The sequence below is a fragment of the Paenibacillus sp. FSL H3-0333 genome (genome assembly GCF_038002805.1).
Lineage (GTDB): Bacteria > Bacillota > Bacilli > Paenibacillales > Paenibacillaceae > Paenibacillus_AQ > Paenibacillus_AQ silagei.
The window spans coordinates 6,831,985-6,848,599 of record NZ_JBBODG010000001.1; the positions used below are offsets into that span (position 1 = coordinate 6,831,985).

Below are 16,615 nucleotides of genomic sequence, written 5' to 3' on the forward strand. Positions count from 1 at the left end.
GGCAACTATTACCCTGTGCTTCTCTTCCTCAAACGACTGAGGCTGCAGCGATAACAGGAGGTGCAGCATCCATTTGTATGAATTATAATAGGAACATTGCTGTTCAAGCGTGTAGACGAAAGGGGAACTAATGAAATGAATGCAGCTCTGCAACAACTGGAGCAGGACATGGCAGCCGGTAAGCTGGATGCCCTGCTCGTAACCGATCCCAAGCATGTGTACTATTTGACGGGCTTTGCCAGCAACCCGCATGAACGTTTTCTGGGCCTGCTGCTGATCCGGGGCGAGAACCCGGTGCTGATCGTTCCGGCGCTGGACGCCGAAGCCGCGCATGCCGCCTCCTCGGTGAAGACGATTCTGACACACAGCGACACGGACAACCCGTACGCTCTGCTGAAGTCACGCTTCGGCAGTGTTAGTCCGGGCAGCATCGGCATCGAGAAGGAACACTTCTCCGTCAGCCGGTATGAACTCCTCACAGAAGCGGTCGCCGCCGGTTCCTACCAGGATATCGGCCATCTGCTACGGGCGATGCGCGCGGTCAAGACCCCGGAGGAAGTGCGCATCATGCAGCATGCCGCCGAGCTGGTGGAGGAAGTTCTCCGTCAGGGTCTGGCGCATGTCAAAGCCGGAGTCAGCGAGATTGAACTGGTAGCGGAGCTGGAGTATCTGATGAAAAAAACCGGTGCCTCCGGCCCCTCCTTCGACACGATGGTGCTGTCCGGTCCGAAAACGGCCCTCCCACACGGCGTACCGGGCGAACGCCTTATTCAGCCGGGCGATCTGCTTATGTTCGACCTCGGTGTGTATGCCGGAGGCTACGCTTCCGATATTACCCGCACCTTCGCGGTAGGCGAAGTGGACAGCAGACTGCGTGATATATACAATGCTGTGCTTGCTGCCAATGAAGCGGGCATTGCCGCCTCCGTGGCCGGAGCGTCCTTCGGTTCTGTCGACAAGGCGGCACGTGATGTGATTGAAGCCGCAGGTTACGGGGAGTACTTCATGCACCGTGTCGGACACGGGCTGGGCATGGACACCCATGAATATCCTTCGCTGCACGGGCTGAATACGGATATCATCCAGAACGGCAACGTCTTCACCGTAGAGCCGGGAATTTATGTGCCGGGTCTCGGCGGTGTCCGCATTGAGGACGATGTGCTGGTCACCGCCGAAGGTCCACAGACGCTGACCCGCTTCCCCAAAGAATGGACAGTACTTAACCTGTAATTCTGCTGAGCGTTCAGGAAGCCTCAAACTTAGCGCGCGAGCCCACTATACATCACGGCACACAAAAGCCCCAGCTCCCGGATCTTCGGGGGCTGGGGCTTTATAAAAATATAAGAATTTATAGGTTTCCCCTACAAATTTTCCTTCTATTTCTCGCCGAAACGGTACCGTCCTTAAAAAGGACAGCAATGCCGTTTCCACTTGTCGGGAGGCTTAGTCCCGGCTAACAGGCTTCTGCTCTTCTTCGGCAAATTTGAAGGAACGGCCCAGATAGAGCACCGGCGTGCCGGCGGCCGTGAGAATGAACTTGGACAGGTAGGTGGTCAGCAGAATCTCGGTCCACACCTTCATGTCATAGGTTCCGGCAAAAGCAATCGTACAGAAGATCAGCGTATCGACAAAGGAGCTGATCATCGTGCTGCCGTTCGAGCGAATCCATAGCTGCTTAGAGCTGCCGTAATATTTTCGAATCCAGGCGTAGAGCCGTACATCCAGGAACTGGCTGATAAAATAAGCGGTCAGACTGCCCAGCGCCAGTCTCGGCATCAGGCCGAATATCGTCTGCAGCGCGGATTGGGCAATGTCCGTCTCCTGCGGCTTGAACACCAGCACCATCTGCATAATGACGGTCGTCATCAGCAGCGTGAAGAAGCCGAACCACACAGCGCTCCGCGCTTCAGCCCGGCCGTACCGCTCATTGAGCAGGTCACTGGTCATATAGAGCGTGACATACATCGTATTGCCCAGCGTCATCACGATATCGAACGGCATCGCAATGGTCTTGGCGACCTGGATATTAGCGACTACTGTCGCCATGCCGACCCAGGCGTAGAGCCCCTTTTTACCGAATAAGCGGTAGCACAGCAGAAAAAAACCAAAATTAACGACAACAAAACAAACGCCCCACAACAAATTAAACATAATGCCTGGTATTCCTCCTAGTTTTGGTTACGCGGGATGGTTACGAACCGCGGATCGCAGTAGTCATGAAAACAAAACATTACTACTCTATCACATACAAAGCTAACATGCTATGAAATTTTAAATTTTCAGAAAAACGGCATTTCTTTGCATCTTTTTGGCGAAATGGTGATAGAGTCATTAAATATTCAGTTATTTCTGAAAATAATGCAGTTTATTGCAAATTTTCACTATTCAACCGGAGGTTAATTCTATAGAATAATGAGATTAAGATGCATTTCACGTAAAAAGGAGCGAATGCCATGTTTGGCTTCAAAAAATCAATTAGTCGCAAGTTTACGCTGTTGCTGTTCGTCGTTCTGCTACTCACTTCTCTTACGTTGAGTATCAGCTTCTACATTATATCTATCGGCACCATTAACAGCTATGTCATTCCGCAGATCGACAAGTCTCTGACTGCCGCCGCCCAGGATACCTATAAGAACCTGAATGCTACCAGTGCGCAGCAGACCCTGAACAAGAACGAGCAGGCCAGGACCAATGTCGAATTCTATCTGGAGGACAAGCGTAAAAAGCTGGATGTGGATACCCTTTTCCTCATCAATCTGAAGGATGGCCAGGCCACTGTCCTGACTGCAGATCACGGCGCCAAGCTCAAACCGGATGAAGCGATAGAAGTATCACCTGCCATGGAGCAAGCCTCCAAAGGAAAGACAGGGCTTAGTGAAATCTATAGTGATAGCCACGGTATACATAAAAGTGCCTATGTCGGCGTTCCCGGAACGACCATGATTGTAGCCGCAAGCGCAGATATGGACTTCGTCCAAGACAAAATGAGCAGCATCCTGTGGACAAGCGCAGGAATTACCCTGCTGGCGCTGGTGGTAGGCGTCACTGCCGCTGGCTTCATGAGCCGCAGAATCACCCGTCCGATCTCCAAGCTTGCAGCCTACAGCAACAAGCTGGCGGGCGGCGACTTCACCGAAGCGCTCACGCTTAAGGGTACCGATGAAGTCGGACAGCTCTCCGAGAGCTTCCGCATCATGAGTGAGCGCCTGAAGGAGATGATCGGACATGTGCTGGATACCTCCGGGACAGTAGTGGCCGATTCCAATGATCTGAAGACGCGTGTCCAGATCCTTAATGAGATGGCTGAACATTCAGCGGCCTCTGTGGAAGAGATCGGCAAGGGCAGTACCATGATTGCCAGCAGCGCGATGGATAACTCCCGCGCCATGGATGAGATCAATATGGGCATCCAGCATATTGCCTCCGCCGCCGGTGAGGTCACCGAGCAGATCAGCGAGGCGTCCACCGAAGCCCAGAGCGGCAATGATATTGCCCAGAGTGCAGTGGAGCAGATGCGCCAGGTAGAGCAGGCCTCCGAACAGTCGCTGGAGCAGTTCCGCTTGATGAACGAACGCTCGCTGATGATCGGTGAAGTCGTGCAGGGGATTACCGAGATTACCAAGCAGATTCAGATGCTGTCGCTGAATGCTTCCATTGAGGCTGCCCGTGCCGGGGAGCATGGCCGCGGATTCGCTGTGGTGGCCGGGGAAGTGCGTAAGCTGTCCGAGCAGTCCAAGGAATCCAATGAGCAGATCCGTGAATTCCTGCTGAGTCTGCAGGAGGATATGAACCAGTCCGTATCCGAAATGAACCATGTCAACGCTGAAGTGGCTTCCGGAGTGAATAAGGTGGTCGAAGCAGGCAACGCCTTCAACCACCTGCTGATCCTCATTCAGAGCATCAATCACAGCATCCAGTCCGTCTCTGCCGCAACCCAGCAGATCTCAGCAGGTACCGAGGAAGTCAGTGCCTCTGTAGAAGAAACGGCACAGATTACCGCCAAGTCGCAGCAGAACGCAGACACGCTTGCCGACAACTCTGCACGCCAGCATGAAGAACTGGAGGGCCACGCCCTAACTGTCGAGCACCTCTACCAGCAGGCCGTGAAGCTGCAGAAGGCCGCTCAGCAGTTTAAGATTTGAGGAGCTGAGACAACAGTTACGTGGAGATAGAAGGAGCGTGGAACTGCTGGATAGCCTGGAATCCTGCTACCTCTGGAGCTGCTGCTTGACTAGGTGTCTCAAAAAGTATAAAAAGCAGTTCCCGAGGCGATGCGGCCTTTGGAACTGCTTTTTTTTGGAAAAGTGAAGGTTGTTGCTCAGTGCCTTGGCGCCCATAAAATTACGGATACCCCGATGACACAGATGCCGGCCCCGATCCAGTCGTAGAGATCCGGCGTCTTGCGGTCCACCAGCCAGCCCCACAGTACAGCCAGCACGATGAATACTCCGCCATAAGCGGCGTATACCCGGCCAAACGAAGGAAACTTCTGCAGGGTCGGGATTATACCATAGGCGATCAGGATAACCGAACCTGCTAATCCATACCATAACGGGCGCGATTCCCGCAGCCAGAGCCAGACGAGGTATCCGCCGCCGATCTCAGCGAGACCAGCTACAACAAACAGCAGCACTGCAAGCAGCATGGCTATTCTCCCCCTCCAGGCAGACCCATGATTGCATATACCGCAGCCATATTCAAATGGGACGCTACGGCATCTGCCAGTCGGTCGAATTCCTGCTCACGAAGTGCAGCAGCCGAGAAGGTCGCCGTTAGCGGTGCCAGCCCCTTGGCGCTGCGCAGTCCGTTCAGCCAGCTCCGGCGCAGGGCATCGTTATGGAACAGCCCGTGCAGATAGCTGCCCCAGACTCTGCCGTCCCGGGTTCCCCAACCCTCCGGCACAGCCTGTCCTTCCGGTCCGGCCAGCGTAAACAGGCTGAGGACAGAAGACGGGTCGTGGTTCGTGGTTGTTCCCATATGTATCTCATACCCGGCAACAGGCAACGCTTCCGGTGTTACACCAGTGGCTATGGTGCTTAACCGCAGGGGATGATCCGCAGCCAGCCCGCCGCTCACCCGCACCGTGGTCTTGTACTGGAGAAAAGCTGTCGAGAGCGGCAGATAGCCCAGTCCCTCGCTCTCTCCCGGCTCCGCACTCTCTACGGCATGGGGATCCAGCAGCTTCAAGCCCAGCATCTGATACCCGCCGCAGATTCCGGCAAGCTGTTGCGTTCCCCGCACCAGCGCACGCTCGATTGCAGCAGGGAAACCCTGCTCGCGCAGATATTGCAGGTCAGCAGCGGTGTTCTTCGTGCCCGGCAGGATAATTACATCGGGCGTTCCCAGCTCATCTGCCGACTGCACGTAGCGTAAGACGGTATCCGGCTCCTCCTCCAGCGGATCGAAATCGGTGAAGTTGGAGATCCGCGGATAACGGATGACCGCGATATCAAGCTCCTTCGCGGAATCCTCCCGCTGACGGCCGGACGTTCCATCCAGTACTACGGAATCCTCTGCCTCAATCCGCAGCTGCGGCAGGAACGGCAGCACCCCCAGCACTGGAATGCCTGTACGCTCCTCCAGCCAGTCCAGTCCGGGCTGTAACAGGGAGACATCCCCGCGGAATTTATTGATGATGAAGCCCTTCACCCGGGCGCGTTCATGCGGCTCCAGCAGCTCCAGGGTGCCGACGATGAAGGCGAAGACCCCGCCCCGGTCAATGTCGGCGACCAGCAGCACAGGCGCATCTGCCCAGCCGGCCAGATTCATATTGACGATATCCCGGCTCTTAAGATTGATTTCCGCCGGACTGCCCGCACCCTCCATCAGCACAATATCATAGGCCTCCCGCAGCCGTCCGAGCGCATCCATTACGGTACCTTTGGCTTCGGGGAGGAACTTCTCACGGTATTCCCTCGCGCTGAGTGCGGCATGCGGCACCCCATGCACGACAATCTGCGCACTCATCTCCCCGGAGGGCTTCAGCAGAATCGGATTCATATCGCTGGTAGCCGTAATACCGAAGGCTTCCGCCTGCATTCCCTGGGCACGGCCGATTTCCTTACCGTCCGCTGTGACATAGGAATTCAGCGCCATATTCTGCGACTTGAACGGGGCCGTCCTGTAGCCGTCCCGGGTCATAATCCGCCCGATGGCGGCGGTGACCAGGCTTTTGCCGACATCGGAGGCCGTCCCCTGGATCATCAGCACGGCGCCGGGCCGCCGCAGTCCGGCTTCCGCTACCCGGGCTGTGCCTGTGTATGCGGCTGTATCTTCCATATTCATCTTCCTCGCTTTCTTGCTGCTCCCGGCGCTTGGCGGCGGTGCAGGTGTTGGTCTCCGGGCGTGGTGCGGCGTATAGGTGTAGGGCTGGCGCGGCCGGTTAATGCGCCGGGCGAAGCGGTGCACATGGGCTGGACGGCGCAACTAGGAACACTGGTACAGCACCTGCTAATGTATTCGGTTTTTCGTATACCTCGGGCCCCTTACCTTAGCGCCAGCACATTGTGTTCGGATTTCCGCATACATCCAGGCGGCGCACACCCCCACCTACACATTGTATGTTGTTTTTAGCATACATTCGAGCCACAAACACCATAACTGCAAATTGTATGCTGTTTTCAGCATACATTCGAGCCACAAACACCCCAACCTGCAAATTGTATGCTGTATTCAACATACATTCGAGCCACAAACACTCCAAACCTGCAAATTGTATGCTGTTTTTGGCATACATTGGCCCAATGATTTCACATTTAGTCCTTTTAGGGTTCATCATGCCCACCCGCAAGTGTAAATCTGATTATGCATTATTAATCATCAGATCTATAATTGTGACCACCGCTTTAACTTATCGCTGGCTGAGAATTCGCCGTGCCCCGGTTAGGGATGCAAGGGGTGGCGGAATTGCAATTTGTACAACTAAATCGCCTTGTCTGCCGCCGAATCTCCGGTTAGCTGCATTTCGTGCAATTAAACCGCCTCTATATCTGGATTTTCGCCCATTCAGGCAAATTTAGTTGTATAGACTACAGTTAGAAGAAGACAGCCTGCCGTTTCACTGTTTTTAGTTGCACAGAATCCATTTATCTCTGATTGTTCGCTACGGGCGCGGCGCGAAGCGATGCATAAATGCTGCGTAGGCACGGCGCATCATTCAGAGGGACGCGGGGAGTTGCCGCGCAGCCCGCTAAGGTAAGTTGTGCTGGACCAGCACCAGCACAAGCAGGACCACCGTCTCAAGCAGCTCGCCCAGCGCGCCGTAGACGTCGCCGGTGAGCCCGCCGAGCCGGCTGCCAATCCGCCGCGCCGCGAGCCGGCCGCAGACTGCAGCCGCCAGCGGCGCCAGGATGGCCGCAGCCGCAAGCAGCGGCCAGGCCCCGCTGCCCGCGCCCAGCGCCAGAGGCGCAGCGGCAGCGGCCAGCGTCAGCAGTGCGGCGCTCAGGCCCGCGCGCCGCTCCTGCCGGGCAGGCAGCCCGCCGAAGGTGGCGGCCAGCCCTTCATTGCCGCGGGCCAGGGGATAGCGGGCCATCGCCCGCACCATGTACCAGCGGCCCCAGACCGGCGGCAGCAGGAGCAGCGGCAGCAGGCTGAAGCTGCCGCCTTCGAGCCATGCCGCCAGCAGCGAGGCCTTCAGCAGCAGGAGCAGCACGCAGGCCAGCACGCCCATAGCGCCAACACGGCTGTCCTTCATGATCTCCAGCATCCGCTCCCTGGAGCGGTAGCTGAGCAGCGCATCGGCGCTGTCCATCCAGCCGTCCAAATGCAGCCCGCCGGTCAGCCCCACCCACAGGATGAGGGTGACGACAGCGGCAGGCCAAGCCGGCAGCAGCCAGCCTGCCGCTGCGGCACCGAGTGCCGTGCTAAGGCCGATGGCTGCCCCGACGAGCGGATAATAGACCACGCTCGCGCGCAGCAGCTCCGGCGAGAACTCCCCGCTGCTTCTAACCGGAAACCGCGTCAGGAACTGAAACGCGGCTGCGGCGCTCCCCCGCGCACTCACAGAAGATACTCCCGGCTTCTCAGCTCAACCGGGATTCCGGCGGTAACAAGAAATACCTGCCCGCACCGGGCAGCAAGCCGGGCGTTCATCCTTCCGGCCAAATCACGGTACAACCGGCCCAGCGGATACTCCGGCACAATGCCGCCGCCGACCTCATTGGTAACGAGGATCAGCGTTCCCTCGAAGCCGGAGACGACCTGCTCCAGTTCGGCAATTGCAGCCTCTGCTAATTCCTGCCTGTCACTTCGCTCCTCCACAGCCAGCAGTTGATTCGACAGCCAAAGCGTCAGGCAGTCCACCAGCACAATCTGGCTGCTGCCGGAGAGCTGCTCCAGCAGCGCTGCGAGCTTAAGCGGCTCCTCCAGTGTCTCCCACTGGAAGCCTTCCGCGTCCGCCTGCCGCTGCTGCCGGTGCAACGCAATCCGCGCTTCCATCTCCGTATCAAAAGCCTGTCCGGTTGCCACATAGACCGCCTGCCGCGAGTCAGCCAGCTTGCGGGTCAGACGCTCGGCGAAGCCGCTTTTGCCGCTGCGTGCCCCTCCCGTGACCAGAATGCTCATACGCTCTCCGATCCGGAGACGCCCGCACTCTCGAAGGTTGCCATCTCACGCATAATCCGGCAGACCGCTTCGATGAAATGCAAACACAGCGCACCCCCAGTGCCTTCTCCCAGCCGCAGGCCCATATCAATCAGCGCTTCCAGACCGAGGCGGTCCAGCATCAGCTTATGCCCCTGCTCACCAGAGACATGGGAAGCGATCATATACGCTGTGGATTCCGGCGCCAGTGCCCGGGCGATCAAGGCTGCCGCCCCGGAGATGAAGCCGTCCAGAATAACCGGAATCCGCAGGGACGCCGCTCCGAGAATCAGCCCGGCCAGCCCGGCAATCTCAAGCCCCCCGACCTTGGCGAGCACATCAACTGGATCTGCGGGGTCAGGGTTATTCACCTCGAGGGCACGTTCAATTACCGAGATTTTGTGCTGGAGCCGCTCATCGTTAATGCCTGTCCCCCGCCCAGCCGCCGTCTCTGCCGGAATGCCTTCGAGTGCGCACAAGACCGCCGCACTGGCTGTCGTATTCCCGATGCCCATCTCTCCGGTAATGAAAATCTCCGTTCCGTTCTTCACCGCCTCCTGCGCCACATGCACTCCGGCCAGAATCGCGCGCAGTGCATCATCCCGGCTCATCGCCGGACCTGCTGCCATATTGTCTGTGCCCCGGCGGACCTTACGGTTAATCAGCTGCGGGTGCTCGATATCGCCGTTGATCCCGATGTCCACGAACTGTACCTCAGCACCGCCCTGGCGGGCCAGCACATTCACAGCCGCCCCGCCGCTGAGGAAGTTATAGGCCATCTGCATGGTGACCTCCTGCGGAAAAGCACTGACGCCTTCACAGCAGACCCCATGGTCTGCGGCCATAACCACTACCGTTCGTTTGCTGTAACAGGGCTGCTCTACTTTGGAGATTCCGGCCAGCCGGACAGCCAGCGCCTCCAGCCGCCCGAGGCTTCCGGGCGGCTTGGTCAGACTGTTCAGGCGGAGCACTGCGCGCAGTGTAGCTTTTTCGTCAGGCGGGGCGATCCGTCCGGTTACTTCTTGAATGGCTGAGATCATTAATAATGCCTCCTATTAGATAGTGCGGAAGCGGGCTCCCGCTGCAAGAATACATCTGTGTCTGCTGATCAGGTTACGTTGAAGTTGTGTAAAAGTCATTGAAGTTTAAATTCGCAAGTATTGCAGGCCATGCTGCTCGTTAGTGAACAGAAGGGGCTAAGTCTGTATGAGAAGGAGAAATTTAGTCCAATTGCTGCCATGGAGGTGGTGCAGTGTGTAAGTATGCGATGTGCAAGTATACAAGGTGCGGGTGTGCGGGGTGGTTGAGTGGTGCGGCGTGTGGCAGGTCAAGTTAGCTAAAATCAAGTGCACTAATACCCCTCATTTGACCGCCTAGCCCCATTTCGCAGAAATCAGGTGCACTAATACCCCTCATTCGACTGTCGAGCCTCCATTTCGCCGAAATCAGGTGCACTTATACCCCTCATTCGATCGCCTGGCTCCATTTCACTGAAATCAGGTGCACTAATACCCCTCATTCGACTGTCGAGCCTCCATCCGCCGAAATCAGGTGCACTTGTGCACCTCAGCACTGTAGGATCAAAGGGATTTCCTCCTCCCATCTCCTTCACCAGCCTACTTTCCACCACAATCAAAGGGATTTCTCCCTATCTTTGCTCCCCCCGCCTACTTTGCTCTCTCCTGCCAGCTTACATCCCGCCATAATTACCTAGTTACCTGCCAAGCATCTCTCCGCCCGACAACTTCCAGCACCATCCAGCTCCCACTGGCCCCCCCAGCCTTCCCCCAATACAAGCCCAAAAGCCCCCCTCCAAATGAAGAAGGGGGCTTCCTGATCCGGCGGCGGGCCGGAATGCTGTTACAATATCCCTATTTCTTCCTTTAAGGATTATAGGTGATATGAAATCATCTTACAATTACATTTTTACCTGCAATACTATGCAGCCTGGTCACCTTCATGAAATCTTCCAGCCGTTCCAGCGCTTCCGTCAGCTTCGCCGTAGAAGCGGCGTAGGAGATGCGGATATAGCCTTCCCCGCCAGCCCCGAACACATGGCCCGGCACCACGGCAACCCCTGCTTCCTGAAGCAGGCGCATGGCGAACTCTTCTGACCCGAGCCCGGTGCGGCCGATCGAAGCGAAGGCATAGAAGGCCCCCTGCGGCATATGGCAGGACAATCCGGCAGACCGCAGGCCCTCCACCAGCAGCGAGCGTCGTTCTTTGAAGCATGCCTTCATCCGTTCCATATCCGGCAACGCACTGCGCAGGGCTTCGGCAGCAGCAATCTGTCCCGGTACAGGGGCGCACATGGCGGTGTATTGATGAATCTTCAGCATGGCCGAGAGCAGCTCACGGTTCCCGCAGGCATAGCCCACCCGCCAGCCCGTCATGGCAAAAGCCTTCGAGAACCCGCTGATCACCACCGTCCGCTCCTGCATCCCGGGCAGGGAAGCGATGCTCACATGCTTGCTGTCGTAGGTCAGTTCGGCATAGATCTCATCGGAAATGACGATCAGGCCCAGCTCCTTCACCACTTCAGCCACCGGCAGCCAGTCCTCGTAAGTCATAACCGCCCCCGTAGGATTGCTTGGAAAATTCACCATCAGCAGCTTCGTACGCGGCGTTACCGCCTTACGCAGCGCTTCGGCAGTGAGCTTAAACCCTTCCTCCGCCGTTGTCTCCACCGGTGCCAGCGTCCCGCCGTTCAGGTAGGCAATAGGCGCGTAAGCAACATAACCCGGAGAAGGAATCAGAATCTCATCCCCGGGAGCCATGAAGGCCCGCAGCGCCAGATCCACCGCTTCACTGCTGCCCACCGTTACCAAGATCTCATCCGCAGGATCGTATCGCAATCCGAAGCCGGTCTGCATATAGCCCGCAATCTCCTCCCGCAGCTCCGGCAGTCCGCTGTTAGAGGTGTACCCCGTCTCCCCGCGATCCAGCGCGCGAATGCAGGCAGCTCTAACCTGTGCGGGTGTTGCGAAGTCCGGCTCGCCTACTCCCAGCGATATAATATCGTTGTTACCCGCAGCCAGATCAAAAAAAGCCCGGATGCCCGAAGGCGGAATCTCTTGTAACCGCGGATTAATGATAAGACTGTGCTGAGGGCTGTTGCTTCTAGCCGCAGGCAGGACGGCATTGTCCCTTCTCACCGTGTTCATAGCCTGACACCTCCATATTCTACAGTCTGCGCTTGAGGGGGTTGATGGGTATGATCGGCTTGCTGCGCCTCCTTAACCTGCCCCTTCTGCTTCATTCCAGCATCCATAGCCATCCGCACTCCCTCTCCAGATGCACCTTGCAGCCCCCCGCGCTCCCGCAGTGATCTGGTAATAATCTCATCCAACAGGCTGCTGAAGTCCATCCCGGCTGCCTCTGCACTCTGGGGCAACAGACTGGTTGCCGTCATTCCGGGCAGGGTATTCACCTCCAGCACATAAGGGATGCCATCCTTCAACAGCATATCCACCCGTGCATACACTGCGCATTTGAGCGCCCGATAGCTGGTTAACGCCGCCGTCTGCACCTGTTCCTGCAACGCATCCGGCAGCCGGATGATCCGCTCCTCCGCGCCGCCCTGCTCGTATTTGGCCTCATAATCGAACCAGTCCGCACCCAGCGATTGAATGCCGATGACCGGCAGCATTTCTCCCCCCAGGATGGAGCAGGTAATCTCCTGTCCCGGGATATAGTGTTCAATGAGCACAGAGCCTTCTTCGGCGCAGGCAAAAGCTTTCTCTACCGCGCCCGCCAGCTCCTGCGGATGATTCACCTTGGTCATGCCGATGCTGGACCCGCCGGAATTTGGCTTCACCATCACCGGATAACCGAGCCGCTGCACGGCTTCCGGGGCATATTCGTCCATGCTGTCCCAGCACAGCCAATCGGGTGTGGAGATGCTTTTGCTGCGGATGACCGTCTTGGCCAGCCCTTTATCCATACATAAGCTGCTTGCGAGCACCCCGCTACCGGAATACGGGATTCCGAGCGTCTCCAGGGCTCCCTGCACCGTACCATCTTCCCCGTAGGCCCCATGCAGGGCGAGCAGAGCGAAGTCCAGTTCCGCTGCCCCTTCCAACAGCTCTTTGCGCGAGGTAATGTGTACCGGAACCGCTGTGTATTTTGCCGGATCAAGCGCCTTCAGCATCTCCCTGCCGGTCTTCAGCGACACCTCATATTCGGACGACACCCCGCCCATAATCACACCTACTCTTAGCATATCCGCACCTCATTCTCCCATGATTTGCCGTGCTGTCTTCCCGATGATTGCAATACCCCTTACGATATCCTCATCCGCCACTCTGGAGAATCCCAACCGCAACGTATTCTGTCCTGCACCGTCTGTGAAGAAGATGTCTCCCGCCGTAAAAATAACCCCCCGCGCATGACAAGCCGCCAGCAATTCCCTTGTGCTGAAGCCTTCCGCGAACGTTACGAACAGATGCAGCCCGCCATCACCCGACAAGGAGGCATATGGAATATGCTCCTTACAGCAGGCCAGAGTCAGCTCGTATTTGCGTTTATACTCCAGCCGGGCTTTTTTGAGATACTTCTCCAGGTTGCCGCCCAGCAGGTATTGATACAGAATGGACTGGTCGAGCGTCGAGGTATGAATGGTCCGCGCCCGCTTCACACTCTCCAGATAATAGATCAGCTTCTCATCCGCCAGCACCCACCCCACCCGCAGCCCGGGGAACAGGACTTTGGAAAAGCTGCCGAGATACACCACGCCGTTCCCGCCGCCCGCCGCCGCAATTAACGGAGCCACATGGGCGCCGGAATACCGCAGTTCCTCGTTGAACCCATCCTCAATCACCGGCACGTTGTAGTCCTGCATCAGCTTCATTAGCCTTTGTCTTTTCTCAGGGGACATGACGATGCCGGTGGGATTATGGTAGGAGGGAACCAGATAAGCACAGTCGTATGGCCGCGCCTCCAGCGCCTGCTTCAGCTCCCCGAGGTGGATGCCGTCCCGCTCCATCTTGACCCCGTGAATTCCGAAGCCGTGCAGCTTCAGATTCTTGATCGCTGTATGATGCGTCGGATTCTCGCAGACCACTGTGCCATGACGCTTGCCGAGAGCCGACAGCACCAGGTCGAAGCCCTCCGTGAACCCGTTCGTAATCAGCAGATCCTTGCCGCGCAGATCTACGCCTTTATGCTCCATATATTGTTTGAGATAGTCTATTAACGGCTTATAGCCTTTGGCATATCCATAATTCAGCAGAACGTTGCCCTCTACGGACATACGCTCCAGGAACGCTCTACGCACATGGTCCAGATCGAAGAGATGCTCATCCGGGGCAATGCTGGTAAAAGAAATCGTGCCCTTCTCCGCGCGTATCCCCCGCTTCATAATATCCAGCTCCTCTGCGAGCAGCGCCTGGCTGCTGAGCCGCTCTGTCCAGTCCAGCGTCCACGGGGCGGCTTCCGCTCCGTTCTGCGCTGCCGCGCCTTGTGCGACATAACTGCCCTGGCCCTGTACGGTATAGGCGAAGCCATCGTCTTCCAGACCTTCATAAGCGGAGATTACCGAGTTCCGGCTGACCTTCAGCAAGGTGCTCAGCTCACGTGTCGAGGGCAGCTTCTGCCCGCCTTGGAGCGCGCTTTTGATGATGAGATGCTTCATGTAATCCTTCACCTGGATCGATACCGGACGCCCGGCAATGAGCTTGAAATCCTTAAACATCCTGCGATCGCCTCCATAGCTATCATGGCACAGTCGGTGCCGTAAAAAAAGAACCACCGCCCCGGGATTTTCTTCCGGGCGTGGTTCTGTGGGTGACCGGGTAGGCCGGGGATGCAAGCGGGACGGGAGTAACGTGGCTCTGAGGAGTACTTGCCAGGGCTGGGAGTAATGTGGCGCTGAAGAGTACCAGCCGGGGCTGGGAGATAATAGGCAAACGTGATATGGACTCCCATTTCGTGTTCGGACTACCAGAATTCCTCTCAACTCCCTTTCGAGGTTCCCCTGGATGATCTATTGCATTTTATACAGTTGAATTAGTGTAAAGTTATCCTTTTCTCATGTACTATTGCACTTTGTACACTAGAATTTAGGATTTCCACTCGAATTGGGCCGATCTCCAAGATTCTACTGCAGGAAATACAATAGAATGTGATTTGAAGTTCTTTTTCACGGATTCTGATGTATAAAGTGCAATCACCTCATAAATAATCGCAAGATCCTTCTGGATGCTCACTGTACTTCGCGTGCTATCCGGCTCCAAGTTCCGGTATCGCTCTTAAGGTTCAATACAGTAACTTCACCTGGAGCCGGTGCCGCTGCGGTATAGAAGGTCAGCCCTTCGACGAACCGCGCCAGCAGTTGCCGGATGACGCCTCCATGCGTTACCAATAGCACACGATAAACCACGGGTGCCTGCGTTGACTCTAGCTCCCGTACTGTGGTCTTTGGCATATCTCTTCCTTGGACGCACTCTTCTTGGCTTGCCGAATCCGCACCTGGCAGCGCAGCAACAGACCCTGTTGCGTCTGTCTCTGCTCTTGCTTCAATTCCTAGCCCTGCTTCCCGCTGGAGTTGACCCCAGACAGCCTCCACCCGGCCCGTGAAGTCCTCCCATGACTCCCCTTCCGGCGGCGTTACCGATTCGGGATGATCGATCCAGTTGCGGTAATGTCCATTATCCTGTAGCTGCTCATAGGTGCAGCCTTCCCAGGCACCGAAATCCATCTCCCGCATCCGGGAATCATAGACCGCCTTCTGCTCCAGGTGCGGAGCCAGGATTGTTAGAGTCTCTTGGCACCGAAGCAGGTCGCTGCAATAGACTTGCTGAAATTCCCCGCTAAGTGCTGGCTGCAACCGAAGATCAGCAAGCCGCTGCGCTTCCCCCGGTAGCAGTGGGAGATCTGTCCTGCCTAAATAGCGCCGCTCCTTGTTCCACTGCGTATAGCCGTGACGCAGCAGCACCAGTTCCATTTGCACTGGCTGTAACAGGTTTCTTGGCGCGCTGGAATTCCCCCGAGGAGAACCTCCACTCCATTCTGCTTGGCAATGGTCAGCTTTCACCCCGCTCAGCCCCCGATCCCGTGCCATAGCAGGGCAACGGCTGCACAGATGCAGACAAATATTGCGGATGACCACATCATCATCCGCGAGGTCACAATAATATCCTCCGGCTCCATCGTCCGCAGCGGATCACCCATGTAAGCGCGGAAGGAGACGATTCCATGGTATACATTCTCGCCGCCCAGCCGGATGCCGAGGGCCCCGGCAACTGCCGATTCCGGGTAGCCGCTGTTCGGACTGGGATGAAGGCGGGCATCCCGGCGCACGGTGCGCCAGCATCTCCGGCAGTCCAGCCGCAGGAGCGCAGCACATAAGGTTAAGAGCAGTGCGGTCAATCGCGCCGGTATGTAGTTGGCGACATCGTCCAAGCGGGCCGATGCCCAGCCGAGGTCGCGGTATTTATCGTTCTTGTAGCCGACCATGGAATCCAGCGTGTTCACCGCACGGTAAGCCATAGCCAGCGGCGCCCCGCCCAGCAGGGCGAAGAACAGCGGAGAAATGATCGCATCGACGATATTCTCCGCAACCGTCTCCACCGTACCGCGCACAATCTCCGGGCTGTCCAGATGAGCCGTATCCCGGCCCACGATCATCCCCAGCGCCCGGCGCGCGGCGGGAATATCTCCTGAACGCAGCTCGGTGTATACTGCCATGCCTGCATCCTTCAATCCCTTGGAGGCGATGGTGGTCGAGATCAGCCAGACTTCGGCAAGCCCGGCAAGCCAGGGAGACAGGCGGGCGAGCAGCATAACAAGCAGCGCGGTCAGCGCCCAAGCGCCGCCCGCCACCAGCAGCGGAAGAAGAATACCGGCACGCTTCAGAGCACTTGGAGCTGCGGCGAAGCGGCGAATCCCCCGCTCCAGAGCACTAATGACCTTCCCTATGTAAATAACCGGATGGGGCAGGCTGCGCGGATCACCAACCACCCGGTCCACAATATAAGCAGAGAGCAGGATGATAGCAAGCTTCACCTTGGCTCACCCCTCCGCTCTGTATAGCAGT

Annotated in this window: 13 protein-coding genes; 2 read left to right on the top strand and 11 right to left on the bottom strand. The window is 57.1% G+C overall.

All coding sequences use genetic code 11. The features are described from left to right. Window positions 1-135 precede the first annotated feature (135 nt). Window positions 136-1,230: a M24 family metallopeptidase gene (locus MHH78_RS29825; protein ID WP_076081865.1), complete on the top strand. Its 1,095-nt coding sequence runs from the start codon at window positions 136-138 to the stop codon at window positions 1,228-1,230. A gap of 213 nt (window positions 1,231-1,443) precedes the next feature. Here MHH78_RS29825 and MHH78_RS29830 read toward each other — a convergent pair whose 3' ends face one another. Beyond that, window positions 1,444-2,151, bottom strand: coding sequence for a queuosine precursor transporter (locus tag MHH78_RS29830; protein WP_076081866.1), 708 nt, complete (start codon window positions 2,149-2,151; stop codon window positions 1,444-1,446). A gap of 302 nt (window positions 2,152-2,453) precedes the next feature. On the opposite strand from MHH78_RS29830, the gene MHH78_RS29835 reads away from it, so the two are divergent. Beyond that, window positions 2,454-4,142: a methyl-accepting chemotaxis protein gene (locus MHH78_RS29835; RefSeq protein ID WP_341169796.1), complete on the top strand. Its 1,689-nt coding sequence runs from the start codon at window positions 2,454-2,456 to the stop codon at window positions 4,140-4,142. A 176-nt stretch (window positions 4,143-4,318) separates the two neighbouring features. On the opposite strand, the gene MHH78_RS29840 is transcribed toward MHH78_RS29835, so the two are convergent. From MHH78_RS29840 to cbiB, 10 genes are all read right to left on the bottom strand, one after another. Continuing rightward, complete coding sequence (locus MHH78_RS29840; RefSeq protein WP_036727604.1) at window positions 4,319-4,645, bottom strand: YnfA family protein; 327 nt, start codon at window positions 4,643-4,645, stop codon at window positions 4,319-4,321. Between the two features lie 2 nt (window positions 4,646-4,647). Then, window positions 4,648-6,279 carry a cobyric acid synthase gene (locus tag MHH78_RS29845; protein ID WP_341170408.1) on the bottom strand — a complete coding sequence of 544 codons (1,632 nt, stop codon included), beginning with the start codon at window positions 6,277-6,279 and terminating at the stop codon, window positions 4,648-4,650. Between the two features lie 910 nt (window positions 6,280-7,189). Next, entirely contained in the window at window positions 7,190-8,002 is an 813-nt protein-coding gene (gene cobS, locus MHH78_RS29850) for an adenosylcobinamide-GDP ribazoletransferase (RefSeq protein ID WP_341169797.1), read from the bottom strand. After that, window positions 7,999-8,562, bottom strand: a complete 564-nt coding sequence (gene cobU, locus MHH78_RS29855) for a bifunctional adenosylcobinamide kinase/adenosylcobinamide-phosphate guanylyltransferase (protein ID WP_341169798.1) — start codon at window positions 8,560-8,562, stop codon at window positions 7,999-8,001. Before cobU ends, cobS begins: the two co-directional genes overlap by 4 nt. After that, the gene (gene cobT / locus MHH78_RS29860) at window positions 8,559-9,620 is read right to left on the bottom strand and encodes a nicotinate-nucleotide--dimethylbenzimidazole phosphoribosyltransferase (RefSeq protein ID WP_341169799.1); all 1,062 of its coding nucleotides are present in this window, start codon (window positions 9,618-9,620) and stop codon (window positions 8,559-8,561) included. The genes cobU and cobT overlap by 4 nt, the downstream gene beginning before the upstream one ends. 867 nt (window positions 9,621-10,487) lie before the next feature. Then, window positions 10,488-11,744, bottom strand: coding sequence for a pyridoxal phosphate-dependent aminotransferase (locus MHH78_RS29865; protein ID WP_341169800.1), 1,257 nt, complete (start codon window positions 11,742-11,744; stop codon window positions 10,488-10,490). Next, the gene (locus MHH78_RS29870) at window positions 11,741-12,802 is read right to left on the bottom strand and encodes a D-alanine--D-alanine ligase (RefSeq protein WP_341169801.1); all 1,062 of its coding nucleotides are present in this window, start codon (window positions 12,800-12,802) and stop codon (window positions 11,741-11,743) included. The genes MHH78_RS29865 and MHH78_RS29870 overlap by 4 nt, the downstream gene beginning before the upstream one ends. 9 nt (window positions 12,803-12,811) lie before the next feature. Then, window positions 12,812-14,272: an aminotransferase-like domain-containing protein gene (locus tag MHH78_RS29875; protein WP_341169802.1), complete on the bottom strand. Its 1,461-nt coding sequence runs from the start codon at window positions 14,270-14,272 to the stop codon at window positions 12,812-12,814. Between the two features lie 510 nt (window positions 14,273-14,782). Then, entirely contained in the window at window positions 14,783-15,523 is a 741-nt protein-coding gene (locus tag MHH78_RS29880; protein WP_341169803.1) for a histidine phosphatase family protein, read from the bottom strand. Between the two features lie 95 nt (window positions 15,524-15,618). After that, window positions 15,619-16,584: an adenosylcobinamide-phosphate synthase CbiB gene (gene cbiB / locus MHH78_RS29885; protein WP_341169804.1), complete on the bottom strand. Its 966-nt coding sequence runs from the start codon at window positions 16,582-16,584 to the stop codon at window positions 15,619-15,621. Between the last annotated feature and the right edge of the window lie 31 nt (window positions 16,585-16,615).

Coding starts and splice junctions, on each gene's coding strand:
- MHH78_RS29825 (WP_076081865.1), top strand. CDS start 136: ATGAATGCAGCTCTGCAACAACTGGAGCAGGACATGGCAGCCGGTAAG.
- MHH78_RS29830 (WP_076081866.1), bottom strand. CDS start 2,151: ATGTTTAATTTGTTGTGGGGCGTTTGTTTTGTTGTCGTTAATTTTGGT.
- MHH78_RS29835 (WP_341169796.1), top strand. CDS start 2,454: ATGTTTGGCTTCAAAAAATCAATTAGTCGCAAGTTTACGCTGTTGCTG.
- MHH78_RS29840 (WP_036727604.1), bottom strand. CDS start 4,645: ATGCTGCTTGCAGTGCTGCTGTTTGTTGTAGCTGGTCTCGCTGAGATC.
- MHH78_RS29845 (WP_341170408.1), bottom strand. CDS start 6,279: ATGGAAGATACAGCCGCATACACAGGCACAGCCCGGGTAGCGGAAGCC.
- cobU (WP_341169798.1), bottom strand. CDS start 8,562: ATGAGCATTCTGGTCACGGGAGGGGCACGCAGCGGCAAAAGCGGCTTC.
- cobT (WP_341169799.1), bottom strand. CDS start 9,620: ATGATCTCAGCCATTCAAGAAGTAACCGGACGGATCGCCCCGCCTGAC.
- MHH78_RS29865 (WP_341169800.1), bottom strand. CDS start 11,744: ATGAACACGGTGAGAAGGGACAATGCCGTCCTGCCTGCGGCTAGAAGC.
- MHH78_RS29870 (WP_341169801.1), bottom strand. CDS start 12,802: ATGCTAAGAGTAGGTGTGATTATGGGCGGGGTGTCGTCCGAATATGAG.
- MHH78_RS29875 (WP_341169802.1), bottom strand. CDS start 14,272: ATGTTTAAGGATTTCAAGCTCATTGCCGGGCGTCCGGTATCGATCCAG.
- MHH78_RS29880 (WP_341169803.1), bottom strand. CDS start 15,523: ATGGAACTGGTGCTGCTGCGTCACGGCTATACGCAGTGGAACAAGGAG.